18 protein-coding genes are annotated in these 19,690 nt (G+C 64.6%); 12 read left to right on the top strand and 6 right to left on the bottom strand.

The window, feature by feature from the left end; translation table 11 throughout:
* The first annotated feature begins 1 nt into the window (after position 1).
* Together IVA79_RS10125 and IVA79_RS10120 are read left to right on the top strand one after the other, a co-directional pair.
* On the top strand, positions 2–1,255 hold the full coding sequence (locus IVA79_RS10125) for a hypothetical protein (protein ID WP_247552423.1): 1,254 nt from the start codon (positions 2–4) through the stop codon (positions 1,253–1,255).
* On the top strand, positions 1,252–2,751 hold the full coding sequence (locus IVA79_RS10120; protein ID WP_247552421.1) for an aspartate aminotransferase family protein: 1,500 nt from the start codon (positions 1,252–1,254) through the stop codon (positions 2,749–2,751). Before IVA79_RS10125 ends, IVA79_RS10120 begins: the two co-directional genes overlap by 4 nt.
* Before the next feature lie 75 nt (positions 2,752–2,826).
* Here IVA79_RS10120 and flbT read toward each other — a convergent pair whose 3' ends face one another.
* On the bottom strand, positions 2,827–3,267 hold the full coding sequence (gene flbT, locus IVA79_RS10115; protein ID WP_247552419.1) for a flagellar biosynthesis repressor FlbT: 441 nt from the start codon (positions 3,265–3,267) through the stop codon (positions 2,827–2,829).
* A gap of 320 nt (positions 3,268–3,587) precedes the next feature.
* On the opposite strand from flbT, the gene IVA79_RS10110 reads away from it, so the two are divergent.
* From IVA79_RS10110 to flaF, 4 genes are all read left to right on the top strand, one after another.
* Positions 3,588–5,867, top strand: coding sequence for a DUF1522 domain-containing protein (locus tag IVA79_RS10110; RefSeq protein ID WP_247552416.1), 2,280 nt, complete (start codon positions 3,588–3,590; stop codon positions 5,865–5,867).
* Between the two features lie 330 nt (positions 5,868–6,197).
* The gene (locus tag IVA79_RS10105; protein WP_247552414.1) at positions 6,198–8,477 is read left to right on the top strand and encodes a DUF1522 domain-containing protein; all 2,280 of its coding nucleotides are present in this window, start codon (positions 6,198–6,200) and stop codon (positions 8,475–8,477) included.
* A gap of 218 nt (positions 8,478–8,695) precedes the next feature.
* Positions 8,696–10,990 carry a DUF1522 domain-containing protein gene (locus IVA79_RS10100; protein WP_247552412.1) on the top strand — a complete coding sequence of 765 codons (2,295 nt, stop codon included), beginning with the start codon at positions 8,696–8,698 and terminating at the stop codon, positions 10,988–10,990.
* A 294-nt stretch (positions 10,991–11,284) separates the two neighbouring features.
* On the top strand, positions 11,285–11,653 hold the full coding sequence (gene flaF / locus IVA79_RS10095; RefSeq protein WP_247326691.1) for a flagellar biosynthesis regulator FlaF: 369 nt from the start codon (positions 11,285–11,287) through the stop codon (positions 11,651–11,653).
* A gap of 118 nt (positions 11,654–11,771) precedes the next feature.
* Here the strand turns inward: flaF and IVA79_RS10090 are convergent, their stop codons facing one another.
* The 4 genes from IVA79_RS10090 to IVA79_RS10075 all read right to left on the bottom strand — a co-directional run bounded on the left by IVA79_RS10090 (position 11,772) and on the right by IVA79_RS10075 (position 14,292).
* Complete coding sequence (locus IVA79_RS10090) at positions 11,772–12,131, bottom strand: hypothetical protein (RefSeq protein ID WP_247552410.1); 360 nt, start codon at positions 12,129–12,131, stop codon at positions 11,772–11,774.
* Between the two features lie 159 nt (positions 12,132–12,290).
* Entirely contained in the window at positions 12,291–12,788 is a 498-nt protein-coding gene (locus IVA79_RS10085; RefSeq protein ID WP_247552408.1) for a hypothetical protein, read from the bottom strand.
* A gap of 11 nt (positions 12,789–12,799) precedes the next feature.
* Entirely contained in the window at positions 12,800–13,168 is a 369-nt protein-coding gene (flgJ, locus tag IVA79_RS10080; protein WP_247552406.1) for a flagellar assembly peptidoglycan hydrolase FlgJ, read from the bottom strand.
* A complete protein-coding gene (locus IVA79_RS10075) occupies positions 13,168–14,292 on the bottom strand; it encodes a flagellar basal body P-ring protein FlgI (RefSeq protein WP_247552404.1) in 1,125 nt (374 codons plus the stop codon). Before IVA79_RS10075 ends, flgJ begins: the two co-directional genes overlap by 1 nt.
* A gap of 283 nt (positions 14,293–14,575) precedes the next feature.
* On the opposite strand from IVA79_RS10075, the gene IVA79_RS10070 reads away from it, so the two are divergent.
* Positions 14,576–14,989: a flagellar assembly protein FliX gene (locus tag IVA79_RS10070; RefSeq protein ID WP_247552402.1), complete on the top strand. Its 414-nt coding sequence runs from the start codon at positions 14,576–14,578 to the stop codon at positions 14,987–14,989.
* A 4-nt stretch (positions 14,990–14,993) separates the two neighbouring features.
* Here IVA79_RS10070 and IVA79_RS10065 read toward each other — a convergent pair whose 3' ends face one another.
* On the bottom strand, positions 14,994–15,365 hold the full coding sequence (locus IVA79_RS10065) for a helix-turn-helix domain-containing protein (RefSeq protein WP_247552400.1): 372 nt from the start codon (positions 15,363–15,365) through the stop codon (positions 14,994–14,996).
* Positions 15,366–15,515: 150 nt separating this feature from the next.
* Between IVA79_RS10065 and IVA79_RS10060 the strand changes: the two genes are divergently transcribed.
* The 5 genes from IVA79_RS10060 to IVA79_RS10040 all read left to right on the top strand — a co-directional run bounded on the left by IVA79_RS10060 (position 15,516) and on the right by IVA79_RS10040 (position 19,487).
* Entirely contained in the window at positions 15,516–16,127 is a 612-nt protein-coding gene (locus tag IVA79_RS10060) for an NAD(P)-dependent oxidoreductase (protein ID WP_247552398.1), read from the top strand.
* A gap of 215 nt (positions 16,128–16,342) precedes the next feature.
* Positions 16,343–16,708 carry an RNA polymerase-binding protein DksA gene (dksA, locus tag IVA79_RS10055; RefSeq protein ID WP_085966600.1) on the top strand — a complete coding sequence of 122 codons (366 nt, stop codon included), beginning with the start codon at positions 16,343–16,345 and terminating at the stop codon, positions 16,706–16,708.
* A 464-nt stretch (positions 16,709–17,172) separates the two neighbouring features.
* Positions 17,173–17,952: a fumarylacetoacetate hydrolase family protein gene (locus tag IVA79_RS10050; RefSeq protein ID WP_247552396.1), complete on the top strand. Its 780-nt coding sequence runs from the start codon at positions 17,173–17,175 to the stop codon at positions 17,950–17,952.
* 963 nt (positions 17,953–18,915) lie between these two features.
* Entirely contained in the window at positions 18,916–19,161 is a 246-nt protein-coding gene (locus IVA79_RS10045; protein ID WP_247552394.1) for a type II toxin-antitoxin system RelE/ParE family toxin, read from the top strand.
* Positions 19,161–19,487 carry a transcriptional regulator gene (locus IVA79_RS10040; RefSeq protein ID WP_247552392.1) on the top strand — a complete coding sequence of 109 codons (327 nt, stop codon included), beginning with the start codon at positions 19,161–19,163 and terminating at the stop codon, positions 19,485–19,487. The genes IVA79_RS10045 and IVA79_RS10040 overlap by 1 nt, the downstream gene beginning before the upstream one ends.
* The last annotated feature ends 203 nt before the right edge of the window (positions 19,488–19,690 follow it).

Raw genomic sequence — 19,690 nt, 5'->3', positions numbered from 1 at the left:
GATGCAGCATCCGCTTTCCGCGCCGATCGGCATGACCGCGGCGAACTATGCCGATCGCATCGGTTTTGCGCAGCTGACACGCCAGGCCTTCGAAGGCGTCGACCTGCATCCGTTGCGCGACCAGCTGGTGGCGCGGATCGCGGCGGGGAGTGCGCTCGCGGGCGAAGCGCTGGATCTGTCGTTGATCTCCCAACTTCTCGGCGACAAGGGCCAGGGGCTCGCGATCCAGTCCGAGGTGCTCGCCTTCCATCAATTGTTTCGCACGCCGAGCGTTGCTCCGAAACCGCGCCTGCGCCTGCTCGCGCTTGCAGCCGACATCGATATGGGCGGCAACACGCCGATCGATTTCCTGCTCGAAGGCTCCGACATCGAGCTGTTGACGCTCTACGTGGTCAAGGGCGTCGGTCTGCCCGAGAATTTGCCCGAGCACGACGTTGCCATCGTGGTCGCCTCCGATTCCGAGGAATGCCGCGAGGCGCTCGCCTTGATCGAGAAGGCCGCGCCGCACTGGCCGCGGCCGCTGCTAAATCGTCCCGATCGCATCGGCAACCTTGATCGCGACAAGCTGCATCGGCTGCTGGCCGGCGTGCCGGGTCTCGACATTCCCGCGACCATCCACGCGACGCGCGCGCAACTGCTGGATCTTTCGCGAGGGCAGATCGCTTGCCGGGACATTGCGGTTGAACTGCGCTTTCCGATGATCGCGCGGCCGCGCGGCTCGCATGCCGGCGTCGGGCTCGCGAAGATCGACGATGCGGCGGCGCTCGCAGCTTATCTTTCCGGGCGCGACGAACAGGATTTCTTCGTCGCGCGCTTCGTCGACTATGTGAACGCGGACGGGCTCTACCGCAAATATCGTCTCGCGATGGTCGACGGCAAGCCTTACGCCTGCCACATGGCGATCGCCGACCGCTGGGATATCTGGTATCTCAACGCCTACATGGCGTTCAGCGAGGAGAAGCGGGCCGAGGAAGCCGTCTTCATGCGTGAGTTCGACAACGCCTTCGCAGCGCGCCATAGCAGCGCGCTCGACGAGATGAGCAGGCGCGTCGGCCTCGATTATTTCATCGTCGATTGCGCCGAGAACCAGGACGGCGAGCTGCTGGTCTTCGAAGCCGACAACACCGCCGTCGTGCACAACATGGATTCGCCGGACGTGTTTCCTTACAAGCCGCCGCAGATGCGCAAGATCTTCGCGGCGTTCTCGGCGATGCTGTCGCGGCATGCAGGAGCAGGCGAGGGGCGTGCAACATGAACGAGCTTATTCGCAACGCGCAAAGCGCCACTGCGCATGCCTCGCTCGACCCGCAGGACTGGAGCGCGTTTCGCGCGCTTGCCCATCGCATGCTGGACGAGACGATCGACCGCATCGCCAACGTTCGCTCGCGCCCAGTCTGGCAGCCGATCCCCGATGGCGTCCGTGCGGCATTCAAAGCCGACGTGCCACGCGAGGCGAGTGACCTTGCCGAGGTCTATCGCGAATTCGCCGAGCACGTCGCGCCCTATGCGACCGGCAACGTCCATCCCGGCTTCATGGGCTGGGTGCATGGCGGCGGCACCGCGGTCGGCATGCTGGCCGAGATGCTTGCAGCCGGCCTCAACGCCAATCTCGGCGGGCGGGATCACATGCCGATCGAGGTCGAGCGCCAGATCGTCGACTGGATGCGCCGCCTGTTCGCCTTTCCGGACAGCGCGAGCGGCATCTTCGTCACCGGTACGTCGATGGCCAATCTGATGGCGGTGCTGGTGGCGCGCACCGCTGCGCTCGGCACACTGGCGCGGCAGTACGGCATCGGCAATGACGGCGCGCTGCTGACGGCCTATACGTCGGAGGCCGCGCATGGCTGCGTCTCCAGGGCGATGGACATTGCCGGGCTCGGCACCGATGCGCTGCGCAAGATCGGCGTCGATGCCGATCATCGCATCGACGTCGCGGCGCTGCGCGCGCAGATCGCCGTCGATCGCGAGGTCGGCTTAAAGCCGTTCCTGGTCGTCGCCTCTGCCGGCACGGTCGACATCGGCGCGATCGACGACCTCAAGGCCGTCGCGGAGCTGTGCCGCGAGGGGGGGATCTGGTTTCACGTCGACGGTGCTTTCGGTGCGCTCGCGATCTTCTCGCCCGAGCTCGCGCCACAGCTCGCCGGCATCGAGCTCGCCGATTCCATTGCGCTCGATTTCCACAAATGGGGACAGGTGCCTTACGATGCCGGCTTCCTGCTGGTGCGTGACGGCGAGCAGCATCGGCAGGCCTTTGCGCAGCCGGCGGCCTATCTGCGCCGCGAGGCGAGGGGGCTTGCGGCGGGGGCCGTCTGGCCCTGCGATCTCGGACCCGATCTGTCGCGCGGCTTCCGCGCGCTGAAGACCTGGTTCACGCTGAAGACGTTCGGCATCGACCGGCTGGGTGCGACGATCGCGCGAAGCTGCGCGCTGGCGAAATATCTCGAAGCGCGCGTGCTGGCCGAGCCGCGGTTGGAATTGCTGGCGCCGGTCAACCTCAACATCGTCTGCTTCCGCTACCGCGCCGATGATGCGGTCAATCGCGAGATCGTCGCCGACATCCAGGAGTCCGGAGTTGCGGCGCCGTCGAGCACGACGCTGAACGGCAAGTTTGCGATCCGTGCCGCGATCGTCAATCACCGCACCGAGGAGGCGGACATCGATGCGCTCGTCGCGGCGGTGCTGGATTTCGGCGGACGGCGGTGCGGCGATGGCGTGATCGAGGTCGAGGCGCCCCCGCTCGCGGCGCAATAGCAGTGGTACATGCCTGAAACGACAACGGCCCCGGAGGCGATCCGGGGCCGTTGTCGTTTGCGGGAAGGTGCGGGATCAGGCGGCGGAGCTCACGTCGTCCTTGTCCGCTTCCACCTTGGGATGGGTGGCCTCGAATTGAGTCCGCAGCTTCTCTTCATAGGCGATCAGCTTGCGGGCATCCTTCAGCGCCCGGTACAGGTCGCCGTTCAGGATGTTGTTGTTGATGGCCTCGATGATCGGCCAGGCGCTCGGCACCGCGGTGACGATGTCGCGCACCAGGTTGAAATAGGTGCCGTGCTGGGTCTGCGGATCCGGCGAGATGTACATGAGCTGGACCGCCAGATAGACGAGCTTGGCCGGCGTATCGGCGGTCTCCGGCGTGAGGATGTCGCGCTCGCGCAGGATCGGCACGTTGTCGCCGTCGATCAGGAGGCGGGCACGCTGGTCCGTGTTGGTAATCACGCAGTTACCGACGATGATACGTTCGTGCGGTCTGAGTTCGACCTTGAGGGCCATGCCTGTTCTCCATCAACGCTTTCGTAACCGAGCGTTCGTTGCGGCCTATCAGGGCGTGATTCTCGCTCGGAATTAGTTAACGAGCTCTAAATCCCCGGCGTTTGAGCGGAAAAACTCAGTTTTTCCAATGCCATAGTCGTGTGGCGGCGCGGCGGCGCGCGCAGCTTCCCCGGCCGAATCACGCGCGCCCCAGCAAAAGCACGGGTTTCATTTCATGTTTCGTTAGAGGTCTCGGCGCCACGGTCCGCCGTCGCTGGGTCAATCTCGATCCAAGCGGACGTGTAACAGTATGCGTCGTTTACCAGAAAGGTAACAGAGTCATGTCCGGTATCGTCCTCTCCGCATCGGTTCGCCAGAACCTGCTCTCCCTCCAGTCCACAGCTGACCTCCTCGCCACCACGCAGAACCGTCTGTCGACCGGCAAGAGCGTCAACTCGGCTCTCGACAATCCCACCAACTTCTTCACGGCACAGTCGCTCGACAACCGCGCCAGCGACATCAACAACCTGCTCGACGGCATCGCCAACGGCGTGCAGGTGCTGCAGGCCGCCAACACCGGCATCACCTCGCTGCAGAAGCTGATCGACAGCGCCAAGTCGATCGCCAACCAGGCCCTGCAGACCACGGTCGGCTATTCCACCAAGTCCAACGTCTCCGCCACCATCGCCGGTGCGACCGCGGCCGACCTGCGTGGCACGACTTCGTTCGCCAGCGCGACTGCGAGCAGCAACGTTGTGTTTAGCGGCGCTGCCGGCGGCACCACGGCGGCGAGCGGCACCACGACGCTCGGCGCCACCATCGGCTCGTTCACGGGCACCGCGGGAACGGCCGGCGACGGCACCGCCGCCCTGACCGGCGCCATCACCCTGATCGCCACCAACGGCACGACCGCAACCGGCCTCGCCGGCAACGCCCAGCCGGCCGACGGCGACACGCTGACCGTGAACGGCAAGACCATCACCTTCCGCTCGGGCTCGGCTCCGGCGTCGAGCGCGGTTCCGACCGGTTCGGGCGTCAGCAGCAATCTCGTCACCGACGGCAACGGCAACACCACGGTCTATCTCGGCACGGCGGGTACCCCGGCTGCGACCGTCAGCGATCTCTTGACCGCGGTCGATCTGGCCAGCGGCGTGAAGACGGCATCCATCACCGCGGGTGCTGCGACGATCTCAACCAGCGTCAACCAGACCGCTTCGAGCGTTGGTGGCGGCGCGGTCACGCTGAAGAGCTCGACGGGTGCGGATCTGAGCGTCACCGGCAAGGCCGACCTGCTCAAGTCTCTCGGTCTGACCACGTCGGTCGGCGGCGGCAACGCCACCGTGAGCGTCAACCGGACCACGAGCTCAGCCTCGCTCGGTGCGACGATCGCGGACGGCTCGACGCTGAACGTCGACGGTCACGTCATCACCTTCAAGAACGCGCCGATCCCGGGTTCGACCGGTGCTCCGAGCGTTCCGAGCGGGTATGGCTCCAGCGGTAACGTGCTCACCGACGGTGCCGGCAACTCGACGGTCTATCTGCAGGGCGGCACGATCAACGACGTGCTGAAGGCGATCGACCTTGCCACCGGCGTGCAGACCGCGACGGTCAACGCCAACGGCACCGCGACGCTGGCGACGGCCACCGGCCAGACCAACTCGTCGATCAACGCCTCGGGTCAGCTCAAGCTCTCGACCGGCGTCAACGCCGATCTGTCGATCACCGGCACCGGCAACGCGCTGAATGCGCTCGGCTTCGCCGGCAACACCGGGACCTCGACCGCCTTCACCGCGGCGCGCACCTCCGGCGTCGGCGGCCTCACCGGCAAGACCTTGACCTTCTCCTCCTTCAACGGCGGCACGGCGGTCAACGTCACCTTCGGCGACGGCACCAACGGCACGGTCAAGACGCTCGATCAGCTCAACACCAAGCTCCAGGCCAACAACCTGACGGCGACGATCGACGCTAACGGCCTGCTGACGGTCTCGACCACCAACGACTACGCGTCCTCGACCATCGGATCGACGGCGGCGGGTGGTGCGATCGGCGGCACGCTGACGACGGCGCTGACGTTCTCGACGGCTTCCAGCCCCGTCCAGGACACGGTTGCCCAGACCTCGCGTGCCAATCTGGTGTCTCAGTACAACAACATCCTGAACCAGATCGACTCGACGGCGCAGGACTCCTCGTTCAACGGCGTCAACCTCTTGAACGGTGACCAGCTCAAGCTGGTGTTCGACGAGACCGGCAAGTCGAACCTCAGCATCACCGGCGTGACCTACAACTCCAAGGGTCTGGGCCTCGCTGCGTTGACCGGCGGTGTCGACTTCATCGACAACGCCGCGACCAACAAGGTGCTGACCAACCTGAACTCGGCCTCGAGCACGCTGCGTTCGGAAGCTTCGAGCCTCGGTTCGAACTTGACGATCGTGCAGGTTCGTCAGGACTTCAACAAGAACCTGATCAACGTGCTGCAGACCGGCTCGTCCAACCTGACGCTGGCCGACACCAACGTCGAAGCGGCCAACAGCCAGGCGCTGTCGACCCGGCAGTCGATCGCGGTCTCCGCGCTGTCGCTGGCCAACCAGTCGCAGCAGAGCGTGCTGCAGCTGCTCCGCTAACAAGCAGACGACATCGTAAAGCAAGATCCGGCGGCGGGGCTTCGGCTCCGCCGCTTTCTTTTTTGCTTACTGCTCGAGATTTTCGAGAGGGCAGGCGACGCTCTAAAAAGTAACCAGCGGTTATGGTTAATGGAGCGTAAGCGCGAAGAAATACCAATGATTTCAGGCCGATTGCCGATCCCATCGGCGCCTTGCCCGCGCTTATGGTGAACCGGCGCTTATGCAGGCGATGTTCGTTTCACCCTTTGTTAGCCATGTCGCGGCACGCTGGCCCCGTCACTCGATCCGAAGCGATCGAACGAAGACGCGTAAGCCAGAAGGGTATGAGTCATGTCAGGTATTGTTCTCTCCGCATCGGTTCGTCAGAACCTGCTCTCTCTCCAGTCCACCGCCGATCTTCTCGCCACCACACAGAACCGTCTGTCGACCGGCAAGAGCGTCAACTCGGCTCTCGACAACCCCACCAACTTCTTCACGGCCCAGTCGCTCGACAACCGCGCCAGCGACATCAACAACCTGCTCGACAGCATCGCCAACGGCGTGCAGGTGCTGCAGGCTGCCAACACCGGCCTGACCTCGCTGCAGAAGCTGATCGACAGCGCCAAGTCGATCGCCAACCAGGCGCTGCAGACCACGGTCGGTTACTCCACCAAGTCCAACGTCTCGACCACGATCGCCGGTGCGACCGCAGCCGACCTGCGCGGCACGACTTCGTTTGCCAGTGCGACCGCGAGCAGCAACGTGCTGTATAACGGCACGGCCGGCGGTACTACGGCGGCGAACGGCACCACGACGCTCGGCGCCACCATCGGCTCGTTCACGGGTACTGCGGGAACTGCCGGCGACGGCACCGCCGCCCTGACCGGCGCCATCACCCTGATCGCCACCAACGGCACGACCGCAACCGGCCTGGCCGGCAACGCCCAGCCGGCCGACGGCGACACGCTGACCGTGAACGGCAAGACCATCACCTTCCGCTCGGGCTCGGCTCCGGCGTCGAGCGCGGTTCCGGCTGGTTCGGGCGTCAGCAGCAATCTCGTCACCGACGGCAACGGCAACACCACGGTCTATCTCGGCACCGCGGGCACCCCGGCTGCGACCGTCAGCGATCTGTTGACCGCAATCGATCTGGCCAGCGGCGTCAAGACGGCATCCATCACCGCGGGTGCTGCGACGATCGCCACCAGCGTCAACCAGACCGCTTCGAGCGTTGGTGCGGGCGCCGTCACGCTGAAGAGCTCGACGGGTGCGGATCTGAGCGTCACCGGCAAGGCCGACCTGCTCAAGTCTCTCGGCCTGACCACGTCCACCGGTGCGGGCAATGCCACCGTGAACGTCAACCGCACCACAAGCGCGGCCTCGCTCGGTGCGACGATCACCGACGGTTCGACGCTGAACGTCGACGGTCACGTCATCACCTTCAAGAACGCGCCGATCCCGGGTTCGACCGGTGCTCCGAGCGTTCCGAGCGGGTATGGTTCCAGCGGCAACGTTCTCACCGACGGCAACGGCAACTCGACGGTCTATCTGCAGGGCGGCACGGTCAACGACGTGCTGAAGGCGATCGACCTTGCCACCGGCGTGCAGACCGCAACGGTCAACGCCAACGGCACCGCGACGCTGGCGACCGCCACCGGCCAGTCGAACTCGACGATCAACACGTCCGGTCAACTCAAGATCTCGACCGGCATCAATGCCGATCTGTCGATCACCGGCACCGGCAACGCGCTGAACGTGTTTGGCCTCGCCGGCAACACCGGCAACGCGACCGCCTTCACTGCGGCCCGCACCTCCGGCATCGGCGGCATTGCCGGCAAGACCTTGACCTTCTCCTCCTTCAACGGCGGCACGGCGGTCAACGTCACCTTCGGCGACGGCACCAACGGCACGGTCAAGACGCTCGATCAGCTCAACACCAAGCTCCAGGCCAACAACCTGTCGGCAACGATCGACGCTAACGGCCTGCTGACAATTACCGCGTCCAACGACTACGCATCTTCGACGCTGGGCTCGACGGCGGCAGGCGGTGCAATCGGCGGCACGCTGACTTCGGCGCTGACGTTCTCGACGGCTTCCAATCCCGTCCAGGACGGCGTTGCCCAGACCGCCCGTGCCAACCTGGTGTCTCAGTACAACAACATCCTGAACCAGATCGACACGACCTCGCAGGACTCCTCGTTCAACGGTGTCAACCTGTTGAACGGCGACCAGCTCAAGCTGGTGTTCGACGAGACCGGCAAGTCGAGCCTGAACATCACCGGCGTGACCTACAACTCCAGGGGTCTCGGCCTCGCCGCGCTCACCATCGGCGTCGACTTCATCGACAACGCCGCCGCCAACAGGGTGCTGACCAATCTGAACGCCGCCTCGAGCACGCTGCGCTCGGAAGCCTCCAGCCTCGGTTCGAACCTCTCGGTGGTGCAGATCCGTCAGGACTTCAACAAGAACCTGATCAACGTGCTGCAGACCGGCTCGTCCAACCTGACGCTGGCCGACACCAACGTCGAGGCGGCCAACAGCCAGGCGCTGTCGACCCGCCAGTCGATCGCGGTCTCCGCGCTGTCTCTGGCCAACACCTCGCAGCAGAGCGTGCTCCAGCTGCTCCGATAATAAGTAGCTGAACTCACTCAATAAAATCGAGCGGCGGGGCCTTTTGCCCCGCCGCTCTTTTTTGCGCCTTGGGCGGGCAGGGGCGTTCATCCGCCATTAACCCTGTCGCTTAAACCGGCGTTAACCATACTTTAAAGGACACCTCCTAAAACTGGACAAAAGCCCGCTTTCCAGACCGCGCGGCCGATTCGTATCCGGTTCAAGAGGAAGACTCGCCAATGTCCAACATCGTTCTCTCGGCGTCCGTTCGCCAGAACCTGTTGTCGCTGCAGTCGACGGCCGACTTGCTGGCCACGACGCAGGAGCGGCTGTCGACCGGCAAGAAGGTCAATACAGCGCTCGACAATCCCACCAACTTCTTCACGGCGCAGGGATTGGACAACCGGGCGAGCGACATCAGTAACCTGCTCGACGGCATCAACAACGGTGTGCAGGTGCTCCAGGCCGCCAACACCGGCATCACCTCGCTGCAGAAGCTGATCGACAGCGCGAAATCGATCGCCAACCAGGCGCTGCAGACCACGGTCGGCTATTCCACCAAGTCGAACGTCTCCACCACGATTCCCGGCGCGACGCCCGCCGACCTTCGCGGCACGACCTCCTATGCGAGCGCAACCGCTAAGAGCAACGTGCTCTATACCGGCGCTGCCGGGGGCACGACCCCCGTCACCGGGACTGCCGCGCTCGGCGCGTCGCTCGGCTCGAGTGCCGGCACGGTAACCGGGTTCGCCGCGACCGCGGCCGACGGCACCACCGTGCTCAGCGGCACCGCGACATTGGTTGGCACCACCACGTCCACCACGTTCGGGGCCGCGCCCGCCGACGGCGACACGCTGACCGTGAACGGCAAGACCATCACATTCCGCACCGGCGCCGCTCCGAGCACGCAGCCGACCGGCTGGGGCCTCGACGCCAGCGGCCACATCGCCACCGACGGCAACGGCAATTCGATCGTCTACGAGGGAACGGCGGCTGCGCCGCTCGCGACCATCAACGACGTCCTCACCGCGATCGATCTCGCCAGCGGCGTCAAGACCGCCACGATCAGCGCGAGCGCGGCGACGATCGCGGTCAGCGGTTCGGCCGGTCCCGTCGGTACGCTTCAAGTGGCATCGTCGATCTCGGGCGGCGGCCAGGTCACGCTGAAGAGCTCGACCGGCGCCGATCTGAGCGTGACGGGCAAGGCCGACTTCCTCAATAAGCTCGGACTGACCGCGGCGACCGGCGCCGGCAATGCGAGCGTGACCGCGAACCGCTCGACCACCGCGGGTTCGCTCGGCTCTCTCGTTCAGGACGGCTCGACGTTGAACATCGACGGTCACACCATCACGTTCAAGAACGCGCAGACGCCGCAATCGGCGGCGAGCGTGGCCACCGGCTATGGCGTCAGCGGCAACGTCGTCACCGACGGCAACGGCAACTCGACGGTCTATATCCAGAGCGCGACGCTGACCGACCTGCTCAACTCGATCGACCTTGCCACCGGCGTCAAGACCGCGAGCATCTTCAACGGCGCGGCGACGTTGTCGACCACCGCGGGCCAGATCCCGTCGTCGGTCAACAGCAGCGGCCAGCTTGCGCTCTCCACCGGCATCAATGCCGACCTGTCGATCACCGGCACGGGCAACGCACTCAGCGCGTTCGGTCTCAGCGGCAACACGGGAACGGCGACCGCCTTCACCGCGGCGCGCACCTCCGGCGTCGGCGGCGTCAGCGGCAAGACGCTGACCTTCACCTCCTTCAACGGCGGCACCCCGGTCAACGTCACCTTCGGCGACGGCACCAACGGCACCGTCAAGACGCTGGACCAGCTCAACGCACAGCTTCAGGCCAATCACCTGACCGCGACGATCGACGCCAACGGCGTGCTCACGGTGACGACCGTCAACGAATACGCCTCCTCGACGCTCGGTTCGTCGATCGCCGGCGGCGCGGTCGGCGGCACGATCACCGGTGTGCTGGCCTTCACCACCGCGCAGCCGCCGGTGCAGGATCCGGTCGCGCAGACGGCGCGATCGAACCTGGTCAACCAGTTCAACAACATCCTGGCCCAGATCGACACGACGTCGCAGGACTCCTCCTTCAACGGCGTCAACCTGCTCAACGGCGACACGCTGAAGCTCGTCTTCAACGAGACCGGCAGCTCGACGCTCGGCATCAACGGCGTGGTGTTCAACGCCGCCGGCCTCGGTCTCAGCAATCTCGTCAACGGCGTCGACTTCATCGACAACGGCGCCACCAACAAGGTGCTGGCCAGCCTGAATGCCGCCTCGAGCACGCTGCGTTCGGAAGGCTCCACGCTCGGTTCGAACCTCTCGATCGTGCAGGTGCGTCAGGACTTCTCCAAGAACCTGATCAACGTGCTGCAGACCGGCTCGTCCAACCTGACGCTCGCCGACACCAACGAGGAAGCGGCCAACAGCCAGGCGCTGTCGACCCGCCAGTCGATCGCGGTCTCCGCGCTGTCGCTGGCGAACCAGTCGCAGCAGAGCGTGCTGCAGCTGCTCCGCTAATTTCGAGAGCCAGGCGCATCATTCGAGATTTCGCGGCGGGGCTCACGCTCCGCCGTTCTGTTGAGGGAGATCGCTAAGACTAGATTAGCTGAGATCAGCACGCATCACGCGAAGCGAATTTACAACGTGCGTGCGTGGATCTAGCGTTGTGCCGACGAAGAGCTCCGCGGGCCCGTAATTATCCGGAGTGCTTCCAAGCAGACACGTAAGCAAATCTTAAGCGGTGCTGCCTAGGGTTGGGAAAGAAATCCTTAAGCGCTTACAACGCGCTAGGTAACCTCCAGGGTGTGATTGATGTCGAATTCCGCTGCCTCGGCTTATGCGCGTGTTGCAACCACCACCGCATCTCCTCGCGACATCGAGGCGCAGACCCTGCTGAAGGCCGCCAACAAGCTCCAGGACGCCGTGAACGCCGCCGATCCGCTCAGCGAGCAGACCATGCAGGCCCTGATGTTCAACCGCAAGCTCTGGACCATCTTCCTGAGCGAGGCGATGCGCGACAACAATCCGCAGCCGATCGACGTGCGGCAGAAGATCGCCAACATCAGCGTGTTCGTGCTGAGCCAGACCGCCGCGCTGCAGATGAGCCCGCAGTTCGATCACTTCCGTCCGCTGATCGAGATCAACCGCAACATCGCCGCTGGTCTGTCCGGACGGCCGTGACGGGCACGCGTGATGGTGGACATCACGAGCATCTTGGACCTGTCGTCTTTCGGAAATGAGACTCTTGCGCTGACCGGTGCCGGTCAGACGCAGAGCATGGTCATCGATCGCGTGATCGTCAGGCGCTGACGTCCGTGTTGAGCGGACGCGAGGGCTCGGCCTTCATGTCCAGTGCATGGAAATAGGCCCGCCGGCGCAGCATCGCTTCGTCGGGGAACTGGTTGACCACTGCGTCGGTCCTGTCATTGACGACCTGGAAGACGAAGGACGCGGCGGCCTGGTCGAACACGACCTGGCGCGAGACGTTCTCGCGGTTCGGCAGATCATTGCGCACGGGCGCGCTCGTATCCGCCGCGGCGACCGTCTGGCTCACCGGAAGATCAGTTTGCACGGCCTCGTTCGCCGCCACGTTGGACGTCGCTACGATCTGCACGGGGGCCGGGATCCCCACCGGCCTGATGCTGAAATCTGTACTCATGGCAGCCTCCTGGTTGCCTCATGTGAGTCAAATCCCAACCCCTCTAATTGCGCAAGCATGGAACACCAGGACTGAAGACCCGGTAAGGAAACGTGCCTAACCGCGCGACGACATCGTCGCGCGGTTTTTCGTAAAATCGTCTCTAGTTTCTGGGTGCGCTCAGAGCGAGCGGCTGACCGCGAGCGGCGTGATGTGGCGTGGGCCTGGAGCTGCGCGACGGCCCGCGGCCGTATAGGTGTTCGGCACGTTGCGCTTCTGGATCTCGGCATTGACGCCGCGCACGACGCTTTCGGAGACCGCGTGCGCGGTCGCGAGCACGGTGAGATTGACCTGAAGCATCGCGCGGAACGCGTCGTGGTGGCGATGCAGCGTCGAGAGCAGCTCCGGCGCGGATTTCGCCAGTTGCGGCTGGTTCGCCTTCAACTGGCCGACGGCGCCGACGTAATTTCGCGACAGCTCCTGCTTCTTGCTCTCGAGCATCATGGCCTCGCGGACCTTGCCGGCGCGAACGAGCTCGGTCTCGCGCTCGATCAGTCCGAGCAGGGCGCTCATCGCATCCATCAGGTCCTCGGCGAGCTTGCGCGCCTCGGCATTGCCCGGCGCAACGTTCGGACGCTGGGCTTGCATCGGCCGACGTGAGGCGTTGAACTGGTTCATCTCGTTTGACCTTATGCCGTGCGGATCGTTTTCGCCTGCTGCAGGATGAGGGTGCGGTAGACGTCGGTGGCGACGCCGACGCCGCCGGCCTTGGCGAAGTTCTTGGAATATTGCTCGGTCAGCATCGAGCGCCACACGCCGGTGCCGGGCGTGTCGCCGAACGGGCCTTCGCCCTTCAGGCCCGAGGTCATCTGCGCGAACATGCTGTTGAGGAACATCGCCTCGAAGTCGGTGGCGGTCTTCTGTGCCCTGGCCTGCTGCTTCGGCGAGACCTTTTGCAGGGCGCTTGCCAGCTCGAAGTCCGGCCGGCCGTTGCGGCTCTCCACCGAGAAGGCCGAGGAGGTGGCGAGGCGCGGGGTGTTGATCGTGCCGGTCTGCATCACATCACCTCGATGTCGGCTTCGATCGCGCCGGCGGCCTTGATCGCCTGGAGAATGCTGATCATGTCGCGCGGGCCGATGCCGAGACCGTTGAGGCCGTCGACGAGCTGCTGGAGCGAGACGCCGTCCTTGACGAGCGCCAGTTTCTTGCCGTCCTCGGTGACGGTGACGCTGCTGCGCGGCGCGACCACGGTGCGGCCGCGCGACAGCGGATTGGGCTGGCTCACCTGCGGGCTCTCGGAAATGGTGACGGTGAGGTTGCCCTGCGCCACCGCGACGGTGGCGACCCGGACGTCGCGGCCCATCACGATGATGCCGCTGCGCTCGTCGATGACGATCTTGGCGGCGAGATCGGGATCGACCTGGAGCTGCTCGATCTCGGTGAGGAAGGCGACGACGTTGCCCTTGAACTCCGGCGGGATCGACAGCTGCACCGTGGAGGGGTCGATCGGCTCGGCGGTCTTGACGCCGAGATAGTCGTTGACGGCGGCCGCGATGCGCTTGGCCGTGGTGAAGTCGGCATTGCGCAGCGCCAGGCGCACGTTCGGCAGGCGGTTGAGCGCGAACTCGATCTCGCGCTCGATGATGGCACCGTTGGCGATGCGGCCCACGGTCGGAACGCCGCGCACGATTTTCGCCGCCTCGCCCTCGGCCTGGAAGCCGGAGATCGCGAGCGAGCCTTGCGCGACCGCATAGACATTGCCGTCGGCACCGAGCAGAGGGGTGACGAGCAGCGTGCCGCCCTGGAGGTTCTTGGCATCGCCGAGCGCGGAGACGGTGACGTCCATGCGCGTGCCCTGGGTGGCGAAGGCGGGCAGATTGCCGGTGACCATCACGGCGGCGACGTTGCCGGTGCGGATGGTGGCGCCGCGGATGTTGACGCCCATACGCTCGAGCATCGCCTGCAGCGACTGCTTGGTGAAGGGGATGTTGTTGAGGGTGTCGCCGGTGCCGTTGAGGCCGACGACGAGGCCGTAGCCGATGAGCTGGTTCTGCCGCACGCCTTCGATGTTGGCGAGGTCCTTGATGCGCGAGGTCGCAGCCGCCGGCGCGACCGACAGCACCAGCGCCGACAGCGCCGCGCAGGCCACCCCGACAATCCTCACCCAACGAACGCCTGGCATCCTCTGCTCCCCAAGCCTCCCGAAAAGGCCCCTCAAATCTCGGACCAACCCCGACACTCGCATGTCGAGCTGGTCCGACGCTGTCCTTGCGAGGGCTGTGCCAACCCGGGGCGGCGGGCATAGGTGGCTGAATAGGTTGAATAAATCTGTTTCGACCGGCGTCAGCCGGCGTTCGCCCTGAGGAGCGAAACTGCCGCCTGTCGGCAGATTTTGCCGACCCGTTTACGCGCCGTTAACCATAAGACAGCGAAGGTGACGGCATCGATCACCCGGATTCCTTCCGATGCGCATCTACGGACCGAACGGCACCACGCTTGGAACGCCGGCCAGCCAGGCCAGGCGGACCGGCTCCGGCACCTTCGTGCTGCCCGACACTGCATCGGCGCTGGAGACGCGGAGCGCTGCCGCACCGAAGGCCGCCGCCAACATCGACGGGCTGCTGGCCCTGCAGGGTGTCGAGGAGGATCCGGTCGAGCGCCGCAAGCGCTCGGTCGCCCGCGGCAGGACCGCGCTCGACGTGCTCGACGATCTCAAGATGGGCCTGTTGTCAGGCAATCTCGACGCTTCGACCGTGATGCGGCTGCGGGATGCTGCGGCGAACCTGAAATCGTCCTCTGGCGATCCTGGTCTCGATTCCGTGCTCTCCGAGATCGAGCTGCGCGTCGAGGTCGAGCTCGCGAAGGCCGGGCAGGCTTAGCGCCTTACGCCGCTTCCTCCTTCTGCTGCGCGTCGTAGCGGCGCTGGGCGGCGAGGACGTCTTTCAGATTCTGCTCGGCCCAATCGCGCAGGGGATCGACCGCACCGGCGAGCGTCAGCCCGAGCTGCGTGATCGAATACTCCACCGTGACAGGCACGGTCGCGATGGCGTGGCGCTTGATCAAGCCGTCGCGTTCGAGCGATTTGAGCACCTGGCTCAGCATCTTCTGCGAAATGCCTTCGATCGTGCGGCGCAACTGATTGAAGCGCATCGCATCCTCGCGCAGCAGCAACAGGATCAGCACCGCCCATTTGTCGCCGACGCGATCGAGGATCTGGCGGGTGGGGCAGTTCGCTGCATAGACGTCGGGTTTCATGGCCGGGCCTCGGAGTTCGTTCTCGTCGCTTCGGGTACGCATGGAGGGTTACCCCTGTGTAATCAGGTAAGCACAAAGTGCTCTCTTAACACCAGCATTCTTTTTGTTATCTAGTCTCCATTAGTTACTACAGTAGCAAAGGAGCCTTCCATGAAAATCGCAGTCGCCGGCGCCTCGGGCCGGGCCGGGTCGGAGATCACCAAGGAACTGTTGCGCCGCGGCCACGCGGTCACCGCCATCGCCCGGAACCCCGAGAAGATCGCGGCCCTGCCCAACGTCACGCCGACCAAGGGGGACGTGCTCGACCAGGCCGGCCTCGCCAAGCTCTGGGCCGGGCACGACGTCGCCGTGAGTTCCGTGCACTTCCTGGCCAGCGACGCGCTCAAGCTGATCGGTGCGGCGAAGGACGCCAAGGTTGGTCGTTATCTCGTCGTCGGCGGCGCCGGCAGCCTCGAGGTCGCGCCGGGCGTGAAGCTGGTCACGACTCCCAATTTCCCGGCCCAATACAAGGCGGAAGCGGAAGCAGGCTCGGCGTTCCTCGACCTCTTGCGGCAGGAAAAGGAGCTGAACTGGACCTTCATTTCGCCGTCGGCCCTGTTCGACGTGGGGGAGCGCACGGGCAAGTTCCGGCTCGGCACCGATCAGCTTCTCGCAGATGCGAACGGCAAGAGCTGGATCAGCTTCGCCGACTACGCCATTGCGCTCGCCGACGAGATCGAGCGCCCGGCCCATCTGCGGCAGCGCTTCACGGTCGGCTACTAGCCATTCGGCCGCCCCCGATCCCTCCAGGATAAACCTTCCTGTGCAAGGGCTTGGGGGCGCCAGCCGGACGGTGAGGGAAACATTGTCTGTCACAGGAGGCCGCTATATAACGCCCCGCTCAACGGACCCTGTTTCCGTTGCGAGTCGTTGCTTAGACAGATAGGCCGCCCTTGGAAAAGTTGAAAAACTACCGACCGACCGACAAAGAGCCTTTCATGAACGACCGGCAGAAGGAGTACTTCCGTTTGAAGCTCCTCGCCTGGAAAGATGAAATCCTCAAAGAGTCCAAGCTGACGCTGCAGGCTTTGCAGGAGGAGAACGTCAACCACCCCGATCTCGCCGATCGGGCATCGTCCGAAACCGACCGCGCCATCGAACTCCGCGCCCGCGACCGCCAGCGCAAGTTGATCGCCAAGATCGACGCCGCGCTCCAGCGCATCGAGGACAACACCTACGGCTATTGCGAGGAAACCGGCGAGCCGATCTCGTTGAAGCGGCTCGAAGCCCGGCCCATCGCGACGCTCTCGGTGGAAGCGCAGGAGCGCCACGAGAAACGCGAGAAGGTCTATCGCGACGAATAGAGCCCGAGCCGCAGCGATGCGGCTCTTTGTTTTTGGACGCAAGGCGCCGTTTCGCGTCGTGATCGGCATTTTGCCTGTCGCTTGTGCTCGCGTGGCCTCGGCGCGCGAGCGCAATGGCGAAAAGTGAATCGCGATCAATGGGCTAGACTCGATTCCTCCGAGCTCACGTGAGTTCGGATGAGAAACAGCCTTCACTTCAGGTGCGGGAGATTTTGCGAGTCGCATCAACGGGATCGACTCGGGAGTTGAAGCGCTGACCCAGCTGCATCAAGCATCGCTGCAATCAGGCCTCTCGCGCGGTTTGCAGGGCCTGCGAGGCGCGTGCCTCCATAGAGCCTCCACCGGCTCAATATTTCCTTAAACGCGGGCGAGGCACCGTAATCACCCGGCCGGGCGCGCTTGTCAGGCCGGAGCGGGGATGCTGAAGTGCCGCTCTCGAATGCGTAGCGTGGGAGGCGGCGCCGATGGACAAGATTCTCGAAGCCGCAAAGGCGATCGCGCTGGCGCGCCGCAACCATGCGCCGCTCGCAGTGCTGGAACGTCCGCCCGCGGATGAAGCCGAGGGCTATCAGGTTCAGCGCGCCCTGCACGATTTGCTGCTGCCGCACGCCGGGCCGCTCGTCGGCTACAAGATCGGCTGCACCAGCCAGGTGATGCAGGACTATATCGGCATCCCGCATCCCTGCGCCGGCGGCGTGTTCCAGAAGGGCGTGCATCACAGCGGCGCCAAGCTCGCGGCCTCCAAATATGTCCGGGTCGGCGTCGAATGCGAGATCGCAGTGCGGCTGAAGCGCGACCTGGCCGCCGGCGAGGCGCCGTTCACGGCCGAATGGGTCGGCGAGGCGGTCGAGGCCTATCATCCCGCGATAGAGATCGTCGACGACCGCTACGTGAAGTGGGAGACGATGGGCGCCCCGACGCTGATCGCCGACGATTTCTTCGCGGCCGGCTGCGTGCTGGCCCCGGCGGTTCCGCGCTCGTCGGTGCCAGACCTGAGGGCAGTCAAGGGCCGCGCCATCCTCAACGGCGAGGAGGTCAGCCACGGCACCGGCGCCGACGTGCTCGGCCATCCCCACAACGCGCTCGCCTGGCTCGCCAACCATCTCGCCGCCGAAGGCAAGGGTCTTCACGCGGGACAACTTGTGCTCACGGGCAGCCTGGTCAAGACGCTGTGGCTCAAGGACGGCGACAAGGTGCGGATGGAACTGGAGGGCCTGGGGGCGGTGGAGGCGGAGTTTACGTAGCCGCTCCGCGCCGCCTGCGGTCTCATGCCCCGGACGCAGCGCAGCGCCATCCCGGCGATGCGAAGCATCGTTCGGTCGGCGGTGCGCTGCTGAGCCGGGGCCCACGTCGCGGCGTGTTGCTTGGCCTCATGGGTCCCGGCTCTGCGCCGCACCGCTGACGCGCTGCGGCTTGTCCGGGACAGGCGAGAGATGTGGTTCGGCAGACACCTTCGTCCTTTCACTGCAATCGCGGACAGCCTTTCGTATCCTCGCGGCATCTTCCGCCCGAGTTTTGCAATCGTCTTTACCCTCCTGAAGATCAAGAAGGCGCAGGGAAGGCCGGGCGCCGGCTGGCACCCGAAGTCCCGCGTGTGCGAGAGAACGCGCACGGGGTGGACGACAGGTGATGCCGGAACCTCCCGGCCTTCCCTGCGCGATGGTTTTCACGGTGTCCTTCGTGCTCTCCTCGGGGAGCGATGCACTATTGCCCCCGTCGCCTTGCGGATGGCTGATGCGCGTGCCGGTTGGCCGCCACATCACCGCTGAGACTTGACGCCAGAACCCCGGGCGTCAGGACCACACGACTTCTCCGTCCGCGCACATCTTCGCTGGGCTCTCCACGGCTGGCGTGCGCTCGCCGTCGAGACCATTCGAAGACGCTGTCAGCGTCGTGTCGTATCGCGCAGGCGGCTGCTCACGGGATTCCCGCCCTGCAACCTGCCATACCCGCCGACGCCGTCGCGGCCACCGCATTCCATCCCGCGTTCCGTGACGATCGCGATACGCCCTCTTGTGGAATGGAACAAAACGAGAACATAATGAGGTAGCCAGAGTGTGTCAACAAGAATTTATAAAATCCGAATATTCTGAAATTGAAAAATGGTAACGATTGTGGTACCAAATGATCAGGATCGAAGAATACATCATCGACGATCGCAGCCCGTTCCGCGATTGGCTGGATGGCTTGATCCGCAGGCACGTGTGATGATCGCGGTCGCCATCGAGCGGCTGGCCGATGGCAACACATCAAACGTCAAGTCCATCGGGGAGGGCGCCGCTGAGCTAAAGATCAATCGCGGTCCGGGTTACCGGATCTATTTCGGCTGGCATGGCAATTTGCTGGTCATTCTGTTGGGAGGCGGTACCAAACAGAGACAGCAAAAAGATATCGACGCGGCCCTGCGCCGCTGGCGCGAGTACAAATCAAGAGCAGGACAGGGGAATAGGTGATGCCATTGACCCGGAGTTTTCGGGACACGGTCCGCGCGATGGCGGAGCGCGATCCCGCCTTTCGCGAGGCGCTGTTCCTGGAGGCGATGCAGGGCCTGTTGCAGGGTGATGTCGATTATGGCCGCACGGCGCTGCGGACCTACATCAACGCCACCATCGGTTTCGAGCGACTGAGCGAGGTGCTCGACCGTCCGCCGAAGAGCCTGATGCGAATGTTCGGGCCGCGCGGCAATCCGACGGCCGAAAACCTGATGGCGGTGATCCACGCGCTGCAGAAGGAGACCGGCGTGCATCTGGAGATACGCGCGGTGGCGAAAGCGGCGTGAGGAGTGCACGGTCTCCCCGCCGTCATTGCGAGCGCAGCGACTTGTCCGCCGAAGCCTTGGCGAAGGCGGAAGCAATCCAGAATTTTTCCATGGAGGCGGTCTGGATTGCTTCGTCGCGAAGGGCTCCTCGCAATGACGTGGATGGGACGTCCTCTTATGGGACCATCTGACTCGCAGCCCCACTCGCACCACCACCGCCAAAA

Origin of the sequence: Bradyrhizobium sp. 138, from assembly GCF_023074075.1 — a bacterium.
Classification (GTDB): Bacteria; Pseudomonadota; Alphaproteobacteria; order Rhizobiales; family Xanthobacteraceae; genus Bradyrhizobium.
The sequence above is the reverse complement of the archived record's forward strand: the minus strand, read 5'-3'. Positions and strand labels throughout refer to the sequence as shown.

What these genes read in the sequence shown, in the direction of transcription:
- IVA79_RS10110 (WP_247552416.1), top strand. Translation starts at nt 3,588, where the DNA reads ATGTCCGGTATCGTCCTCTCCGCATCGGTTCGCCAGAACCTGCTCTCC.
- IVA79_RS10075 (WP_247552404.1), bottom strand. Translation starts at nt 14,292, where the DNA reads ATGCCAGGCGTTCGTTGGGTGAGGATTGTCGGGGTGGCCTGCGCGGCG.
- flbT (WP_247552419.1), bottom strand. Translation starts at nt 3,267, where the DNA reads ATGGCCCTCAAGGTCGAACTCAGACCGCACGAACGTATCATCGTCGGT.
- IVA79_RS10085 (WP_247552408.1), bottom strand. Translation starts at nt 12,788, where the DNA reads ATGAACCAGTTCAACGCCTCACGTCGGCCGATGCAAGCCCAGCGTCCG.
- IVA79_RS10100 (WP_247552412.1), top strand. Translation starts at nt 8,696, where the DNA reads ATGTCCAACATCGTTCTCTCGGCGTCCGTTCGCCAGAACCTGTTGTCG.
- IVA79_RS10105 (WP_247552414.1), top strand. Translation starts at nt 6,198, where the DNA reads ATGTCAGGTATTGTTCTCTCCGCATCGGTTCGTCAGAACCTGCTCTCT.
- IVA79_RS10090 (WP_247552410.1), bottom strand. Translation starts at nt 12,131, where the DNA reads ATGAGTACAGATTTCAGCATCAGGCCGGTGGGGATCCCGGCCCCCGTG.
- IVA79_RS10050 (WP_247552396.1), top strand. Translation starts at nt 17,173, where the DNA reads ATGGACAAGATTCTCGAAGCCGCAAAGGCGATCGCGCTGGCGCGCCGC.
- IVA79_RS10045 (WP_247552394.1), top strand. Translation starts at nt 18,916, where the DNA reads ATGATCGCGGTCGCCATCGAGCGGCTGGCCGATGGCAACACATCAAAC.
- IVA79_RS10070 (WP_247552402.1), top strand. Translation starts at nt 14,576, where the DNA reads ATGCGCATCTACGGACCGAACGGCACCACGCTTGGAACGCCGGCCAGC.
- flaF (WP_247326691.1), top strand. Translation starts at nt 11,285, where the DNA reads ATGTCGAATTCCGCTGCCTCGGCTTATGCGCGTGTTGCAACCACCACC.
- IVA79_RS10040 (WP_247552392.1), top strand. Translation starts at nt 19,161, where the DNA reads ATGCCATTGACCCGGAGTTTTCGGGACACGGTCCGCGCGATGGCGGAG.
- IVA79_RS10060 (WP_247552398.1), top strand. Translation starts at nt 15,516, where the DNA reads ATGAAAATCGCAGTCGCCGGCGCCTCGGGCCGGGCCGGGTCGGAGATC.
- IVA79_RS10120 (WP_247552421.1), top strand. Translation starts at nt 1,252, where the DNA reads ATGAACGAGCTTATTCGCAACGCGCAAAGCGCCACTGCGCATGCCTCG.
- IVA79_RS10065 (WP_247552400.1), bottom strand. Translation starts at nt 15,365, where the DNA reads ATGAAACCCGACGTCTATGCAGCGAACTGCCCCACCCGCCAGATCCTC.
- IVA79_RS10125 (WP_247552423.1), top strand. Translation starts at nt 2, where the DNA reads ATGCAGCATCCGCTTTCCGCGCCGATCGGCATGACCGCGGCGAACTAT.
- flgJ (WP_247552406.1), bottom strand. Translation starts at nt 13,168, where the DNA reads ATGCAGACCGGCACGATCAACACCCCGCGCCTCGCCACCTCCTCGGCC.
- dksA (WP_085966600.1), top strand. Translation starts at nt 16,343, where the DNA reads ATGAACGACCGGCAGAAGGAGTACTTCCGTTTGAAGCTCCTCGCCTGG.